This is a genomic window from Microbacterium sp. Se63.02b (genome assembly GCF_014171575.1).
Lineage (GTDB): Bacteria > Actinomycetota > Actinomycetes > Actinomycetales > Microbacteriaceae > Microbacterium.
Map to the genome: position 1 here is coordinate 913,785 of NZ_CP050453.1, position 15,556 is coordinate 929,340.

The 15,556-nt window shown below is 68.7% G+C and carries 16 protein-coding genes and 1 pseudogene; 10 read left to right on the plus strand and 7 right to left on the minus strand.

The window, feature by feature from the left end; genetic code table 11:
* The first annotated feature begins 7 nt into the window (after positions 1 to 7).
* Positions 8 to 1,469: pseudogene (locus tag G4G29_RS04545) on the plus strand (MFS transporter).
* 49 nt (positions 1,470 to 1,518) lie between these two features.
* On the opposite strand, the gene G4G29_RS04550 reads toward G4G29_RS04545, so the two are convergent.
* The 4 genes from G4G29_RS04550 to G4G29_RS04565 all read right to left on the minus strand — a co-directional run bounded on the left by G4G29_RS04550 (position 1,519) and on the right by G4G29_RS04565 (position 4,612).
* The gene (locus G4G29_RS04550; protein ID WP_210274239.1) at positions 1,519 to 1,818 is read right to left on the minus strand and encodes a hypothetical protein; all 300 of its coding nucleotides are present in this window, start codon (positions 1,816 to 1,818) and stop codon (positions 1,519 to 1,521) included.
* A 146-nt stretch (positions 1,819 to 1,964) separates the two neighbouring features.
* Positions 1,965 to 3,134, minus strand: a complete 1,170-nt coding sequence (locus G4G29_RS04555) for an RtcB family protein (protein WP_183151969.1) — start codon at positions 3,132 to 3,134, stop codon at positions 1,965 to 1,967.
* Between the two features lie 272 nt (positions 3,135 to 3,406).
* Positions 3,407 to 3,811, minus strand: a complete 405-nt coding sequence (locus G4G29_RS04560; protein ID WP_183151970.1) for a VOC family protein — start codon at positions 3,809 to 3,811, stop codon at positions 3,407 to 3,409.
* A 33-nt stretch (positions 3,812 to 3,844) separates the two neighbouring features.
* Positions 3,845 to 4,612, minus strand: coding sequence for a siderophore-interacting protein (locus G4G29_RS04565; protein ID WP_183151971.1), 768 nt, complete (start codon positions 4,610 to 4,612; stop codon positions 3,845 to 3,847).
* A gap of 102 nt (positions 4,613 to 4,714) precedes the next feature.
* Here G4G29_RS04565 and G4G29_RS04570 point away from each other — a divergent pair, with 102 nt between their 5' ends.
* Genes G4G29_RS04570 through G4G29_RS04585 form a run of 4 tightly spaced genes read left to right on the plus strand, consistent with a single transcriptional unit; the run spans position 4,715 to position 8,530 of the window.
* Positions 4,715 to 5,707 carry an ABC transporter substrate-binding protein gene (locus tag G4G29_RS04570; protein ID WP_183151972.1) on the plus strand — a complete coding sequence of 331 codons (993 nt, stop codon included), beginning with the start codon at positions 4,715 to 4,717 and terminating at the stop codon, positions 5,705 to 5,707.
* Between the two features lie 48 nt (positions 5,708 to 5,755).
* Positions 5,756 to 6,742: an iron chelate uptake ABC transporter family permease subunit gene (locus G4G29_RS04575; RefSeq protein WP_183151973.1), complete on the plus strand. Its 987-nt coding sequence runs from the start codon at positions 5,756 to 5,758 to the stop codon at positions 6,740 to 6,742.
* Positions 6,743 to 6,776: 34 nt separating this feature from the next.
* The gene (locus G4G29_RS04580) at positions 6,777 to 7,778 is read left to right on the plus strand and encodes an iron chelate uptake ABC transporter family permease subunit (RefSeq protein ID WP_183151974.1); all 1,002 of its coding nucleotides are present in this window, start codon (positions 6,777 to 6,779) and stop codon (positions 7,776 to 7,778) included.
* On the plus strand, positions 7,775 to 8,530 hold the full coding sequence (locus G4G29_RS04585; protein ID WP_183151975.1) for an ATP-binding cassette domain-containing protein: 756 nt from the start codon (positions 7,775 to 7,777) through the stop codon (positions 8,528 to 8,530). Before G4G29_RS04580 ends, G4G29_RS04585 begins: the two co-directional genes overlap by 4 nt.
* 16 nt (positions 8,531 to 8,546) lie before the next feature.
* Here G4G29_RS04585 and G4G29_RS04590 read toward each other — a convergent pair whose 3' ends face one another.
* Genes G4G29_RS04590 through G4G29_RS04600 form a run of 3 tightly spaced genes read right to left on the minus strand, consistent with a single transcriptional unit; the run spans position 8,547 to position 10,477 of the window.
* Positions 8,547 to 8,744 (minus strand): hypothetical protein, encoded by a 198-nt coding sequence (locus tag G4G29_RS04590; protein ID WP_167634225.1) that lies wholly within the window; start codon positions 8,742 to 8,744, stop codon positions 8,547 to 8,549.
* A gap of 22 nt (positions 8,745 to 8,766) precedes the next feature.
* A complete protein-coding gene (locus G4G29_RS04595) occupies positions 8,767 to 9,726 on the minus strand; it encodes a DNA-3-methyladenine glycosylase 2 family protein (RefSeq protein ID WP_183151976.1) in 960 nt (319 codons plus the stop codon).
* 46 nt (positions 9,727 to 9,772) lie between these two features.
* Positions 9,773 to 10,477: a winged helix-turn-helix domain-containing protein gene (locus G4G29_RS04600; protein ID WP_183151977.1), complete on the minus strand. Its 705-nt coding sequence runs from the start codon at positions 10,475 to 10,477 to the stop codon at positions 9,773 to 9,775.
* Between the two features lie 332 nt (positions 10,478 to 10,809).
* Here G4G29_RS04600 and G4G29_RS04605 point away from each other — a divergent pair, with 332 nt between their 5' ends.
* The 5 genes from G4G29_RS04605 to G4G29_RS21270 all read left to right on the plus strand — a co-directional run bounded on the left by G4G29_RS04605 (position 10,810) and on the right by G4G29_RS21270 (position 15,456).
* Entirely contained in the window at positions 10,810 to 11,118 is a 309-nt protein-coding gene (locus G4G29_RS04605) for a GNAT family N-acetyltransferase (protein ID WP_183151978.1), read from the plus strand.
* Positions 11,119 to 11,169: 51 nt separating this feature from the next.
* Positions 11,170 to 11,652, plus strand: coding sequence for a DIP1984 family protein (locus tag G4G29_RS04610; protein ID WP_183151979.1), 483 nt, complete (start codon positions 11,170 to 11,172; stop codon positions 11,650 to 11,652).
* A 254-nt stretch (positions 11,653 to 11,906) separates the two neighbouring features.
* Positions 11,907 to 13,076 carry an exonuclease SbcCD subunit D gene (locus tag G4G29_RS04615; protein ID WP_183151980.1) on the plus strand — a complete coding sequence of 390 codons (1,170 nt, stop codon included), beginning with the start codon at positions 11,907 to 11,909 and terminating at the stop codon, positions 13,074 to 13,076.
* Positions 13,077 to 14,369 carry an SMC family ATPase gene (locus G4G29_RS21265; RefSeq protein WP_183151981.1) on the plus strand — a complete coding sequence of 431 codons (1,293 nt, stop codon included), beginning with the start codon at positions 13,077 to 13,079 and terminating at the stop codon, positions 14,367 to 14,369.
* The gene (locus G4G29_RS21270; protein WP_244632390.1) at positions 14,272 to 15,456 is read left to right on the plus strand and encodes a hypothetical protein; all 1,185 of its coding nucleotides are present in this window, start codon (positions 14,272 to 14,274) and stop codon (positions 15,454 to 15,456) included. Before G4G29_RS21265 ends, G4G29_RS21270 begins: the two co-directional genes overlap by 98 nt.
* Positions 15,457 to 15,556: the final 100 nt, after the last annotated feature.

Here is a 15,556-nt window from a genome sequence, read left to right on the forward strand (position 1 = left end):
AGACGCGATGACGCGCACCCGGACCCTGGGGACCCTCGCCGTCGTCGTCGGCTTCCTCGCCTTCGTGGAGTTCACGAGCGGGGTGTTGCAGGGCTATTACACGCCCATGCTCAGCGACATCGCGCGGCATCTCGGCATCCACGACGCAGACGTGAACTGGCTCGAGGGCACGCAGCTCATGCTGTCCGCGCTCGTGGTGCCGGCGTTCGCGAAGCTCGGCGACATGGTCGGCCACAAGCGGATGCTGCTCATCTCGACGGCCGTCACCGCTGCCGCCGCCCTGGTCCTGCCCTTCACCGACTCCTTCGTGGTGTTCCTCGCGGCCTGGGCGCTCATGGGGTTCTACGTGGTGTGGCTCCCGCTGGAGATCGCGCTCGTCTGGTCGCGGTCGCGGCGGATGGAGGGGCGTTCCTCGATCACGGCCAAGGCGGCGGGGCTCCTGGTCGCGGCGCTCGAAGCCGGCGCGATCATCGGTGCCCTCGTCGGCGGAGCGCTCATCGACGTGCTTCCTCTCACTGTCGTGCTGCTCGTCCCTGCCGTGCTCATCGTGGTGTGCTTCTTCGTGATCCTCTTCGGCGTGACGGAGTCGCCAGAGCCCACAGGAGGCGTCTTCGACACCGTCGGACTGGTGCTGATCTCTCTCGCACTGCTCTGCTTCACGGGCGGTCTGAGCCTGCTGCGCCTCGAGGGCGGTCTGGTGAACCCGTGGTCGTGGGCGGTCGTGGTTCTCGGCGTCCTGCTCGTGGTCCCGTTCGTGCGGTGGGAGTTGCGCTGCGACGACCCGCTGATCGACGTGCGGATGTTCCGCTCTCCCGCGCTCGGTCCGGTGTTCCTGACCGCCGGCCTCTTCGGGGTCAGCGTGCTCGGGGCGCAGGCCCCGCTGTCGACGTTCGCGCGCACCGATCCGAACGTCTACGGCTACGGTCTGGGGACCAGCGGGTTCGCGACCTCCCTGATCATCGGGGTGTATCTCGTCGCGATGATCGTCGGGGCGCTCCTGTTCCCTGTGGTCGCGCGAAGGTTCTCGCCCCGCCTGACCCTCATGGGCGCATCCGTGCTCGTGGGTGTCGGGTTCCTGCTCTTCCTGCCGTTCCATGACGCCTACGGTCAGGTCATCACGAACATGGTCGTGGTGGGGCTCGGCTCCGGGGCGCTCGTGGCGGCGCTCCCCTGCGGCGGCCGCGTCCGCCGCGCCCGCCTCGCAGACCGACGTCGCGACGGGACTCACGAATTCCGTGAAGACCGTCGGTGGGGCGATCGCCTCGTGTGTCTTCGGCATCGCACTGCTGCACGGGGTCGCGAGTGCGGCAGGGGGTGCCGAGGGGACGGCCGGCTCGCTCGCCGGGTACTTCACCGTCTGGATCGTCTGCGGAGCGACGGCGCTCGCGGCGGCCGTGATCCTCGTGTTCGTCCCCAAGACCGCGTTCACGGACCGCACCGTCGACGCCGAGATCGCTCCCGTGGTCTGACCTCCGTCGACGCGGCGAAGGCCATCCGCGCGGGCGGCCTTCGGGGCCCTCAGTCGCGGTCGAGTCCGAAGGTGCGCTTCATGATCGCCTGCACATCCCGGTCGAGTCCGTCGATGCGGGTGTTCACGGTATCGAAGCGCGCGTTCATCTCGGTGCGCAGTCCGTCGATCTGGCCGTTCATCTCGGTGCGCAGCCCGCCGATCTGGCCGTTCATCTCGGTACGGAGTCCGCCGATCTCGGTGCGGAGGACGCGGATGAACAGCGTCGAGACGAGGGTCAGGGTGCCGAACATCAGTGTGACGAAGGCCCCGATCATCGTCCAGATCTGCGCATCGTTCATGAATCCCACTTCCTCATCGTCGCATCGATCCGGCCAGCCTGCCAGAGCGCGATCCGCGAAGATATCGGAGCTACGAGGATTGTGGGGAGTCTGCCGATTTCGCCCACTGAGCAGGAGAAGACCGGGCGACGGACTGCTCCGTCACCCGGTCCTGCTCAATCGCCCTTCACGTTGACGAGCTGCCGCAGCGTGTGCCGGATCGTCACCAGGCTCGCGGCATCCGCCATCACCTGGTCGATCGGCTTGTACGCCTGCGGGATCTCATCGACGAAGGCATCCGTGTCTCGGAATTCGATGCCGGCCATGGCCTCACGCAGCTGGTCATGCGTGAACGTCCTCCTGGCGGCCGAACGGGAGTACTCCCGCCCCGCGCCATGCGGCGAGGAGTTCAGCGACTGCGGGTCACCGAGCCCCTCGACCACGTACGAAGCGGTGCCCATCGACCCCGGGATGAGGCCCGGTCGACCGGCATCCGCCTGGATGGCGCCCTTCCGGGACACCCAGACCAGCTTGCCGTAGTGCTTCTCCGACTCGGTGAAGTTGTGGTGGCAGTTGATGCGCTCCTGCTCCGCGACCGCGGTGCCGAGGAACTCCGACACCTGGCGGATGACCCGGTCCATCATCTCCTCCCGGTTCAGCAGGGCGAAGTGCTGGGCCCACCGCAGCTCGCGGATGTAGCGGGTGAACTCCGGGGTGCCCTCGACGAGATAGGCCAGGTCGGGGTCGGGGAGGTCGATCCACCACTGCTTCGCCAGCCGCTGGGCCACGGCGATGTGGTGAGTCGCGATCTTGTTGCCGACACCTCTCGAACCCGAGTGCAGGAACAGCCAGACCCGGTCGAGCTCGTCCACCGACACCTCGATGAAGTGGTTGCCCGAACCGAGCGTTCCCAGCTGCAGCCGCCAGTTCCCGGCGTAGGTCGCGGGATCGAAGCCGTTCTTCTCTGCCAGCTGCTCGAGTTCGGAGATCCGCGGCTCGGCGGTCGCGACGACCTTGCGGTTGTACCGGCCGGCCGAGAGCGGGATGGCGCGCTCGATCTGCTCCCGAAGCTCGGCGAGGTCTCGGCCGTCGAGGTCGCTCCTCGTGAACGGGGTGCGGACGGCGATCATGCCGCAACCGATGTCGACGCCCACGGCCGCCGGGATGATGGCGCCGAGCGTCGGGATGACCGAGCCGACCGTCGCCCCCTTGCCGAGGTGGGCATCCGGCATCAGCGCCAGGTGCGGGTGGATGAACGGCATGCGAGCCGTGGTGTACGCCTGATCGAGTGTCTTCTCGTCGATCAGCGATGCCCACGACAGCAGCCGTGCGGAGAGCCTCTCCATGATTCCTTTCCTTGTGGTGGTGTCCAGCCAAAAGGTCAGGGGCCTCCAACGGAAAACGCCCCGGACCTGACGGTGCGGGGCGTTGCGAGAGCGGATGCTGTCACACGGCGCGCGCCGGAGGGTACGACTCGTAGCGGTCATTGCGCTTCGGCTGAAGCTGCAAGACCGCTGCGATGGGGAGATTCCGCTGGGCGGTCATCCGTCGACTCCTCGGCTGGCGTGCTGGCCGTCCGGCACAGCCTTGCCACCCTAGGGCGCGACACGCCCGGGAGTCAAACGCTGTCCCGCGGCGGGTTGTACATGAACTCGATCCGGATGCCGTCGGCGTCTTCCACGAAAGACGCGTAGTAGCGGTCCGAGTATCGCGGATACTCCTTCGGCTCGCGCACAGCCGTCCAGCCGGAATCCGTCGCGAGTGCATGCAGGCGATCGACCTCGTCGCGGGAAGCCACCGCGAACGCGATGTGCTGCCAGCCGACGCGGCCGTGGCGGTGCGGAGAATCGTCGTCGTCCCAGGTGTACAGGATGATCTCGGTCTCGTCGCCGTTGTTCCACGAGAGGGAGTGGTCGTCTTCGCCACCGCTCACGTACCCGAGGGCCGTGAGGACGGGATGGAACTGCGTGCGTCCGCGCTCGAGGTCGGCGACGGTGATGCCCAGGTGATCGAGGAGTGCCATCCCGTCAGTCTTCCAGGGGCGGCTGACCTCGCACTAGTGCGGGGCGTGGTACTCGGCCTCGCCGCGCTTCCAGTAGCCCTTCACGACGGCCTTGGCGGTGTCGACGCCCCAGCGCTCGAGCAGCGCCCGACCCGGCTTGACGATCGCCTGCTCGGCGGCGATGAACACGAAGGGGTCGGAGCCGACGGCGTCATCGGCGGTCAGGGTCTCGAGGAACGCGATGAGAGCGGAGCCGGACGGCGCGTTACCGCGGTGCAGCCACTCGATCTCGACCGGGGCCTCGATGTCGAACTCCCGGCCCTGGTTCACCGTCTCCACCACGATGCGGGCGGGGGTGCCCACGGGGATCAGCGCGGCGAACCGGCGGATCGCGGGGATCGCGGTCTCATCGCCCACCAGCAGCCAGGAGCCGGGTTCGCCGACGAGGACCGCGGAGCCACGAGGTCCGCCGACGCCGATCGCCGCCCCGAGCGGTGCTGTCGCGGCCCAGGGAGCCGCGACGCCCTGGTCGCCGTGGACGGCGAACTCGACGTCCAGCCAATCCTCGCCCCAGGCGAGCGGGGTGTATTCGCGGCTCGGTGCGGAGCGCAGCTCTTCCACCGAGCCGACCGGACCGTCGGGGAAGAAGAGCCGCATGTGGTCGTCGGAGCCGAGGGAGTCGAAGCCGGCGAGGTCGCTGCCGGTCAGGCGGACGCGCACGAAGTCCGGGGCCAGCCATTCGCGTGCGCTCAGGGTGACGTTGCGGAAGCGCAGCTCGAGGCCGCGACGCTCGATCGAGAAGCCGGATTTCGTATCGCTCATGAAGTAAGGCTAACCTAATTGAAGTGAGGTCAGGTCACCCTAACTTCACCCCCCCCGACGCCCTTCGTGTGCGCGACGATCCCGCAGAACAGGAGTCTCTCCATGTCCGTGCCCAGAACCCTCACCGCCACGAGCGTCGCGCTCGTCGGACTTCTCGCCCTCGCCGGCTGCGCCTCCAGCAGCACGGCGGAACCGGAGGAGACCGACCCGGCGGCCGGCTCCGTCACGATCGAGGACAACACGGGCACGCACGAGATCGACACCCCGCCCGCGTCCGTCGTCGCCCTCGACAACCGCACGTTCCAGACGCTCTCGGACTGGGGCGTCGAGCTCTCGGCCGGCGCCGTGGCGCTCATGCCGGAGACCGTGTCGTATGCGAAGGACGAGGAGATCGTCGACATCGGGCTGCACAGCGAGCCGAACCTCGAGGCGGTCGTCGCCGTCGAGCCCGACCTGATCATCAGCGGTCAGCGATTCACCCAGCACAACGCCGCGATCGCCGACCTCGTGCCCGAAGCCACGATCATCGACCTCGAGCCGCGCGAGGGTGAGCCCTTCGACGAGGAGCTCACGCGCCAGGTCACCGTCCTCGGCGAGATCTTCGGCAAGCAGGCCGAGGCCAAGAAGCTGGTCGACGACTTCGACGCCGCGGTCGAGCGCGCCAAGGCCGCGTACGACGACGCCGATACGGTGATGGCCGTCAACACCTCCGGCGGAGAGATCGGCTACCTCGCGCCGACGGTCGGCCGCTCGCTCGGGCCGATCTACGACATCCTCGGCCTCACTCCGGCGCTCGAAGTCGATGACGCCAGTGACGACCACCAGGGTGACGAGATCTCGGTCGAGGCCATCGCGTCGTCGAACCCTGACTGGATCCTCGTGCTCGACCGCGACGCCGTGTTCGCCGCCGAGACCCCCGACTACGTGCAGGCCGCGGAGATCCTCGAGAGCTCCGAGGCGCTCGCTGGAGTGACGGCGGTGCAGGACGAGCAGATCGTCTACATGCCCACCGACACCTACCTGAACGAGGGCATCCAGACGTACACGACGTTCCTCAACGACTTCGCAGACGCGCTCGAGAAGAGCGCGAACTGAGCTCTTGCGGCGGCATCCGGCTGATCCGGATGCCGCCGCACCGTCATCATGGTCACCACCGATATCACTGTGCCGCCCCGCCACGCCGGGCGGCTCTTCGACGTGAAGCTGCTCATCGGCGTCCTCGTCGTCGCCGTCCTCCTCGTCATCTCGCTGTTCACCGGCGTGTACGACATTGCCGGCGCCGCGGACGGCGCGCAGATGTTCCAGATCACCCGCGTCCCGCGCACGATCGCACTGGTGCTCGCGGGAGCGTCCATGGCGATGGCGGGACTGGCGATGCAGCTGCTCACACAGAACCGCTTCGTCGAGCCGACCACCACCGGGACGACGGAGTGGGCGGGGCTCGGCCTTCTCGCGGTGATGATCCTCGTGCCCCAGCCGTCTCTCCCGCTGCGCATGGCCGGCGCCGTGATCGCCGCCTTCATCGGCACGATGGTGTTCTTCGCCTTCCTCCGCCGGGTCGCCCTGAAGTCGTCGCTGATCGTCCCGATCGTCGGCATCATGCTCGGTGCGGTGGTCGGAGCGCTGTCCACCTACATCGCGCTCGCCACGAATTCGCTGCAGATCCTCGGCGTGTGGTTCGCCGGGAGCTTCACCTCGGTGATGCGCGGGCAATACGAGATGCTCTGGATCGTCGCGATCATCGGGGTGATCGTGTTCATCGTGGCTGACCGGCTCACGATCGCGGGCCTCGGCGAGGAGATCGCCACCAACGTCGGCGTGAACTACAACCGGATCATCCTCCTCGGTACGGTCCTGATCGCGGTGACGACCGGCGTCGTGACCGTGGTCGTCGGCAATCTGCCCTTCCTGGGACTCATCGTGCCCAACATCGTCTCGATGGTGCGCGGTGACGACCTGCGCAGCAACCTGCCCTGGGTGTGTCTGCTCGGCATCGCCATCGTCACGGTGTGCGACATCATCGGGCGCACGATCATCATGCCGTTCGAGGTGCCCGTCTCGTTGATCCTCGGGGTCGTCGGCGCCGTCGTGTTCGTGCTCCTCCTGCTCAGGCAGCGTCGACGTGGCTAGCGGCACGACGACCTTCGCGACATCGAGCGCTCCGATGCGTTCCGCCGGCTCGTTCACGACGCCGCGCGCCCGCCGTCGGTACGTGATCGTGCTCGGGATCCTGATCGTGTTGTCCGTCGGATCGGGCTTCGGGCTCCTCGCATGGGGCAACCCGATGCCCGTCGGGACCCCGGGGTTCTGGCGCATCGCGCAGCATCGCGCGACCGACGTCACGGTCATGGCGCTCGTCGCGGTGGCTCAGGCCATCGCCACCGTGAGCTTCCAGACAGTCACGAACAACCGCATCATCACACCGTCGATCATGGGTTTCGAGTCGCTCTACCGGGTGGTGCAGACCTCCACCGTGTACCTGTTCGGCGTGGCAGGGCTCGTCGCGATCCAGGGCATCGGACAGTTCGCGATCCAGGTCGCCATCATGGTCGGGCTCGCGGTGGCCCTGTACGGATGGCTGCTGTCAGGGCGGTACGGCAACCTCCAGATCATGCTCCTCGTCGGGATCGTGATCGGCGGCGGACTCGGCGCGATCGCCACTTTCATGCAGCGCCTGCTCACCCCGAGCGAGTTCGATGTGCTGGCCGCGCGCCTCTTCGGCAACGTCTCGAACGCCGATGCATCGTATCTCCCGCTTGCCATCCCCCTGGTCGTGGCAGCGTCCGCGCTGCTGTGGATGCGCGCGCGACGGCTGAACCTCATGGCCCTCGGCCCGGATGCCGCGCGGTCGCTCGGTCTCGACCATCGGCGCGAGCTCTTCGTCGTGCTGTTCCTCGTCGCGGTGCTGATGGCGACGTCGACAGCGCTGGTCGGACCGATGACGTTCCTCGGGTTCCTCGTCGCGACGCTCGCGTACCAGTTCGCCGACACGCACGACCATCGACTGATCTTCCCCGTTGCCGCGCTCACGGCCTTCACCATCCTCGCCGGGGCGTACTTCGTCATGAAGAACGTGTTCTATGCGCAGGGCATGGTGTCGATCCTGATCGAACTCGTCGGAGGCACCGTCTTCCTCATCGTCATCCTCAGAAAGGGCAGGCTGTGATCGCACTCCAGGGCGTCCGCCGTGACTACAGCAGCGAGGTCGGGATCGGTCCCGTCGACCTCGAGATCCCCGCGGGCGGCATCACGGCGCTCATCGGCCCGAACGGTGCAGGCAAGTCGACCCTGCTGACCATGATCGGACGCCTCAACGGGATGGATGCCGGTGCGATCGAGATCGCCGGGCTCGACGTCGCCTCCACGAAATCGAAGGACCTGGCGAAGGTCGTGTCGATCCTGAGGCAGGAGAACCACTTCGTCACGAGGCTCACGGTTCGTCAGCTCGTCGGATTCGGGCGCTTCCCGCACTCGAAGGGTCGGTTGACCCGTGCGGACGAGGAGATCATCAGCAGCGCCATCGACTTCCTCGATCTGGGTGCGCTGGAGAGCCGTTACCTCGATGAACTCTCCGGCGGACAGCGTCAGCGCGCGTACGTCGCGATGGTGCTCGCGCAGGACACCGAGTTCGTGCTGCTCGACGAGCCGCTGAACAACCTCGACATGCGGCACGCCGTGCAGATGATGAAGCACCTGCGTCGGGCGGCGGAGGAACTCGGCCGCACGATCGTCATCGTGCTGCACGACATCAATTTCGCGGGACACTACGCCGATCACATCTGCGCCATGAAGGACGGCGCGGTCGTGGAGTTCGGCTCGCCGGCGGCGATCATGACCGACGACGTCCTCACCCGCGTCTTCGAGACGCCCGTGCGCGTGATCGACGGACCCTCGGGACCGCTGGCCGTGTACTACTGAGTGCCGCGGGGGTCGCTCAGAGCTCGATGCCGTGGTCTTCGTCGTTGACGCCGGCGTTGTTGCCGCGGCGCGACTCGTATCCCAGGAACCAGCCCAACCAGACGATCGCGGCGAGGAGCACGCCCAGCCACACGTTCTGGAAGATCAGCCCGACCACGACGCCGACGATGAGGAGGCCGACGGTGATGGAGATGCGCAGGGCGGTACGGGACATGGCCCCAGCATAGGCGGCGGTCTCAGCGGTCGCGATGATCTTCGGGCGCGAGACGCGGACCCCGCCGTGGTTCGTGTACCCCACTCGCGAAGATGAGACGCACGACGCGCTGACGGTGCCCCGCCCAGGGCGCCAGGAGCTCGAGCATCCCTGCGTCATCGGTGCGTTTTCCCGCGAGGGCGAAGCCCACCTCATGTGCGAGATGGTAATCGCCGACGCTCACCGCATCGGGATCGCCGAGGGCTCGGATGCGCGTCTCGGCCGACGTCCACACCCCCACCCCGGGCAGGCTGGTGAGCACGCGGTCGCGGTCGGCCCCGGACGTGGCCGCCTGCACGGCGCTGGCGATGCGGTCGCCGCGTTCGGCCGCCCGCACGATCGTGCGGGACTGGGGCGGTTCGACACCGGCGCGGTGCCACGCCCAGGAGGGGATGCACCGCCAGTGCTCGGCGGACGGGGGCGCGAACAGGGGCCGAGGGGTCGGACCGGGCGCGCGCTCGCCGTAGCGGGAGACCAGCCAACGCCATGCGCCGAAGGCCTGCATCCCGGTGACCTTCTGCTCGATGATCGCGCAGGCGAGCGCGTCGAACACCTCGTCGGTGCGGGTGAGGCGCAGCCCTGGATTTCGGCGGCCGGCCTCGGCGATGAGCGGATGTCGTGAGGCGTCGAAGCCGTCGTCGTCATCGTCGGCGCCGCAGAGTGCGGGCACACGGGCGAGCGCATGCTCCGCGCCGGGTCCCCAGGCCGTGGCCCGAACCTCTCCGCCGACGAGGCGAAGCGCGAGACTCACCGGCCCGAGCGGGGTGCGCAGCGCGCGCCAGATGATCGGTCCGTCGATGATCATCGTGGGGTCGTTCCTGCCGCGGCGGAGCATCCCGACGGTGCGGAGCAGATCGAGATCGTGCGGAGGGCGGTAGACGGTGTCCCTGCGGAGGTCTGCGTCGACGGCATCGGCCGCGGCGGAGTCCGCTGTCAGGGTCATGCGCCCACCCTACGCTCCGGCCCTGACACGGGCCTCGGGGTCGGGTTCAGAAGCGGTCGGGCGAGGGGGTTCCGTGTCCGTAGCGGATGACGACGTCGGCGTGCCGGTCGAACCGGTAGCCGATGCCGCGCACCGTGCGGACGATGTCCTCGTAGCGCCCGAGCTTGGCGCGCAGGCGACGCACGTGTACGTCGATCGTGCGCTCGCCCGGTGTCTCGTCGTCCTGCGCCTGCCAGAGCGCGGAGACCAGTTCGCTGCGCTCGATCGTGCGGCCTTCGCGGAGCACGAGGTACTGCAGAAGCTCGAATTCCTTGTAGGTGAACGCGGCGGACTCGCCGTCGATGAGGACGCGCTTGCGGGAGATGTCGACGGTCACGCCGGTCTCCTCCTCGACCGTGTCGTCTTCGGCTGCCGCCTTGGTGCGGGCGATGGCGCCGGGCTCCTGCAGGGCGAGGCGGACGACGTCGAGGTCGCGACCTCCCGAGCCGTGCGGTGCAAGGGCGACCGTCGCGTGCGTCTCGGCGCCCGGTGCGAGTTCGGCGAGCGTGCGTCGCAGAGCGTCGACGAGGAGCGGGAGGCTGACTCCGGCTTCGGCCGCCTTGATCTCGTCGAGTCCGACGTAGAGGGCGAAGCCGCGCGGCGAGCGGACGGCGGGAAGATCGGCCGAGGGGGTGGCGAGGGGGGCGGGATCCGGCTGGGTGCGGATCGCGGCGGTGGTGGCGGGACGCTCGAGAAGTGCGGTGTTCGACATGATGATGTGGTCCTCAGGACGTGAGCCCGGATCGAGCGGGGCTCTGATGCGTTGCGTGAATGACCGGCGGAGCCGGGAAGCGAGCAAGGGTGGATGCTCGGTGACTCTGACCTCGCAGATGGCGAGAAGTTCAGGTCAGGCGGGGTGGCTGTTCGTTCAGCGACACATTCGGCAACACATGCCAACGCGACCGGGCATCATCATCCCGGCAGTCCCGTTCGCCTCCTGGGCGGACAAAGGGCGTGCGTTGGTGGTCATGGGGGGATTATGTCCGATCATGACGGCCCATGTCAAAACGCCCGGCCGGCCGCAGCGGGCGTAACGTGGATCGAATGACGATCTCGCATACAGTCGGCGGCTTCATCCTGACCGATGAGAAGGACGCGTCGCGCTACACGCTCACTCGCGACGGCAAACTCGTGAGCGTGCTCGACTACCGCGACGACGGCAGCACGATCGCTCTCACCAGAGCCTTCACGATCCCGACTTTCCGCGGGAACGGCTACGCGGGCAAGGTCGTCGAGGGTGCGGTGGCCGACATCCTCGAACGCGGTGATCGCAAGGTCGATGCGGTGTGCTGGTACGTCTCCGACTGGTTCTCCGCCCACCCTGAGCACGCGCACCTGCTGCGCGCGCGCTGAGCGCTCGCCGTATGACGTACTGTTACGCGCTGTTCCTGCGAGGATGAGGTCATGAAACTCGCCGAGGCCCTCACCGCGCGCGCCGATCTGCAGCGTCGCATCGAGCAGTTGCGTGCCCGCATCGTGGCGAACGCCCGGTATCAAGAGGGGGAGGAGCCCGCGGAGGACGCCGCAGCGCTGATCCTCGACGCCGATGCCGCTCTGGTACAGCTGCAAGAGCTCATCCGCCGCATCAACTCCACGAACGCACGGCTCGTGCTCGGCGCGGAGGGGACGATGACCGACGCCCTCGCGGCTCGCGACGTGTTGCGTCTGCGACACTCGGTGTTGACGGATGCGGCTGTCGCCGCCTCCGGCTCGAACGACCAGTTCCTGCGCCAGATGCGCTCGGAGCTCCGGCAGGTCTCGGCACTCCCGGTCGCACAGCTGCGTGCACGGGCGGACGCGGTCGCGCAGGAGCTGCGCGAGCTCGACAACCGCATCCAGGAGGCGAACTGGTCGAACGACCTCGAGGAGGAGAGCGGAAGTCGGTAGTCGCGACGGAGCGGGCACAACCCTCAGCCGGCGGGGCAAGTCCGGCTCCTGTTGGGCGGAGGGCAGCCCTGATCTCGCATCGCGCAGCCCCGCACGCCGCACAGGTGAAGGTGCACCGAGCATCTCGCATCACCACGTGCCGATCGTCGCCACGAGGGTGGGTCAGGGGACCTTCCGCCTCCTCCGCAGGCCGTGAACGGCACGGCACGGCACGCCTCGCGTGGAATGTCCGAGGTCCTTCGTACCGTGTGAGTATGCGAATCCTGCACACCTCCGACTGGCACATCGGCCGGACTTTCCATGGCAACTCGACCATGGACGCGCTGACCGAGGTGCTCGGAGTGCTGACCGAGCAGGTTCGCGAGAACGCCGTCGACGTGGTCATCGTGGCCGGAGACGTGTTCGATTCCGCGACCCCCTCCGGTCCTGCGTACACGCTGCTCGGAGATGCTCTCGTCGCACTGCACGACACCGGCGCCCGCGTGATCGTGACCAGCGGCAATCACGACTCCGCCGCCCGCCTCGGATTCCAGGCTCGCCTCCTGCGTGAAGGCATCCACGTGCTGACCGACCCGTCGGCGGTCGGAGTGCCCGTCACGATCGTCGACGCCGACGGACCCGTGCACTTCTTCGGGATCCCGTACCTCGAGCCCGCGATCGTCCGGCAGCACTGGCCCGAGGGCGACGGTGCCGGGCGCCCGCTGCGCACCCAGGCGCAGACCATGGCCCACGCGATGGACCTCGTACGCGCCGGAATGACCACGCATCAGGGGCGCTCGGTCGCGATCGCCCATTGCTTCGCTCAGGGCGTCGACGCCACCGTCGGGCTCGAACGCGAGGTGCGTCAGGGCGGACTCGACCTCGTGCCGCTGAGCGTCTTCGACGGCCCCGACTATGTCGCGCTCGGGCACATCCACGGCCGTCAGCAGCTCAGCGATCGGGTGCGCTACGCGGGCGCCCCGCTGCACTACAGCTTCGGAGAACAGGACAAACCTCGAGGATCGTGGCTCGTCGACCTCGACGCGAAGGGTCTCGCCGCCGTGACGTGGCTCGACCTGCCCGTGCCGCGTCGGCTCGTGACGCTCACCGGTCCGCTCGACGAGATCCTGTCGTCCGCGTCCGTGGCCGAGCACGCAGGGGACTGGGTCTGCGCGGTCTACACCGACGCCGCGCCGCAGACCGAGCCGATGCGCCGTCTGCGAGAGAGCTACCCCTACTGCGCGATGGTGCAGCATCAGCCCGATGCGGTCGCCGAAGCGGAGCAGGGGTCGTACGTCCAGAGGCTGCGCGCCGCGGTCACCGACGCCGACCGCATCGAGGCCTTCCTCGAGCACGTGCGAGCGGGGCACGGGCCCAGCCCGCAGGAGCAGGAGCTGATCCGTGACGTGCTCGATGAGCGGGTGCGCGCCGAGGCACTCGTCTAGATGCGTCTCCACCGCTTGGAGGTCGAGGGATTCGGTCCCTTCCGGTCGCGGCAGGTCGTCGACTTCGATGCGTTCGCCGACGACGGCATCTTCCTGATCGCGGGGCGCACCGGTGCCGGGAAGTCGAGCATCCTCGACGCCGTGTGCTTCGGGCTCTACGGGGGCGTGCCGCGCTACGAGGGCGGAGAGAAGCGGCTTCGGAGCGATCACTGCGAGCCCGACGATCCCTCCGAGGTCGTGGTCGAGTTCAGCACCCCTTCGGGCCGTTTCCGCGTGACACGGTCGCCCGAGTATCTGCGGCCGGCGAAACGCGGCGGCGGCATGACGAAACAGGCGTCCGCCGTCGCCCTCGACGAGTGGAGAGGTGACGGCTGGGTCGGGCGGGCAGCGCGAGCAGTCGACGTGGGGAACGAGCTCGACGAGATCCTCCAGCTCAGCCGGGAGCAGTTCCTTCAGGTGATCCTGCTCGCCCAGAACCGGTTCTCCGAGTTCCTGCTCGCCGGGAGCAGAGAGCGCCAGGCCCTGTTGCGCCGTCTGTTCGGCACGCAGCGGTTCGAAGACGTGCAGGCCCGGTTCGATGAGCGTCGCCGGGCCGCCGAACACGCGCTCAGCGCTCGACTCGCCACGGTCGAGGCCCGTGTCGACGAAGCCGAGCGTCTCGTGGCCAGAGAGGGGCTGGCGGGTGAGCAGGACGACGACGTCACGGAGGCGACCGGGGAGCGGGCGGGGGCCTTCTCCGTCGAGGACCGTCTCGCCGCGCTGACCCGTGCGAAGGCCCGTGCCGACTATCGCGCCGAGCGCCGGGCTTCCGAGCAGGCGGAGGCCGAGAAGCGGTCGGTCGCCGCCGACGCCGTGCTCGCGGTGACGCGCGAGGAGCAGCACGCCCAGCGCGAGCGTGACCGCGCCAGGGTCGCTCTCGAGCGTCTGGATGCGGAGATCCCCGAGATCGATGCGGCCCGCGCAGAACTCGCGCGGCGGCGCGCGCAGCGGAGACCCTGCGTTCCCCGTCGCCGCAGCCGCCAGAGCGCAGGCCGAGTACCAGACGGCTGTCGAGGCCGAACAGGCCGCGCGGACCGCGTGGGACGCATTCGAGATCGCCGTCGGGGGCGGCGAGAAGGCGGAGCTCGAGGAGGGCGCGCTCGAAGAATGGGTGGCGGCTCGCACGAGGGAGACCGGTGCCTGGGAACGCGCCCGTGTGCTCGAAGAGCAGGAGGTCGGCCTCGCAGAGGAACTGGCGGCCGCGGCGGCCGCGGTCGAGGTGTCGACGGCCCGCGTCGAAGACGGGGAACGTGAACGCGCGTCGTTGCCGGACGCGATGGCGACACTCACAGAGGAGCGGGATCAGGCGCGGCGCATCGCAGACCGTGAAGGCGATCTGCGCGCGGCTCTGGAAACGGCGGATGCGCGTCGTGTCGCCGCGAGTGAGGCGCGACGGCTCCGCCAGGAGGAGTCCGCTGCCGACGCGGAGATCGCCGAAGCCTCGGCCGTTCATGCTCAGGCGCAGACGACTCTCGCGCAGCTCAGGCAGCGGCGCGCGGATGGCATGGCGGGCGAGCTCGCTTCTCGTCTCGTGCCGGATACCGCATGCCCGGTCTGCGGCTCGCTCGAGCATCCCGCTCCCGCCACGCATTCCGATCCGGTCTCACGCGAAGACGTCGAGGCTGCGGAGGCGGTGCGCGATGCTGCGGCGCAGCGAGAGCGTGAGCTCGTCGCCGTGTCGTCCGCGCTGCGTGCCGAGCGCGCGGGCGCGGAAGCACGCTCGGACGGGCGGACCGTCGAACAGGCCGAAGCGGAACTCGCCGATGCGGTCGCCGCGCACGCACGGAGCCGTGCGGCTGCGGAAGACGTGGCGGCGCTGGACACGCGTCTGGCGACGCTCCTCTCCCGAGCCGGCGATCTCGAGACGGAGCGTGCGGAGGCCGCTGCACATCTGGCAGCCGTGCGAGAGGCTCACGCCGTGCTGCTGCAGCGGAACGCGGACGCGCAGGCGCTGATCGCCGAGGCCCGCGGCCCGTTCCCTTCCGTTCGGGCGCGACTCGACGACGCTGCCGTCACGATCGATGCCGCCGACGCCCTCGTCGCGGCGATCGCCGAGACCGCCAGGCGTAGGCAGGCGCTCGCGTCGGCGGAGGCCGAACGGGATGCGGCGTTGGCCGACACGGTGTTCGACGGCGTCGCGGCCGTCGAACAGGCCCTGCGGTCGGCGTCGACGCAGGAAGCTCTCGATGCGCGCATCACCCAGCACGCCGTGCAGCGAGAGAAGGAACGCGCGATCCTGTTCGACCTGGAACTGCGTACTCTCCCCGAACCCGATCGACCTCACCGCCGTCGAACAGGCATCCGCCGCGGCACGCGCGCTCTGGACCAGCGCGGTCGATGAGGCCGCCCGCGCCGGAGTCACGGCAGAGCGACTCACGGGGCTGATCGATTCGGCTGCGGCGGAGCACGCTCGTGCCGCCGACGACCTGGCCGGATTCGAC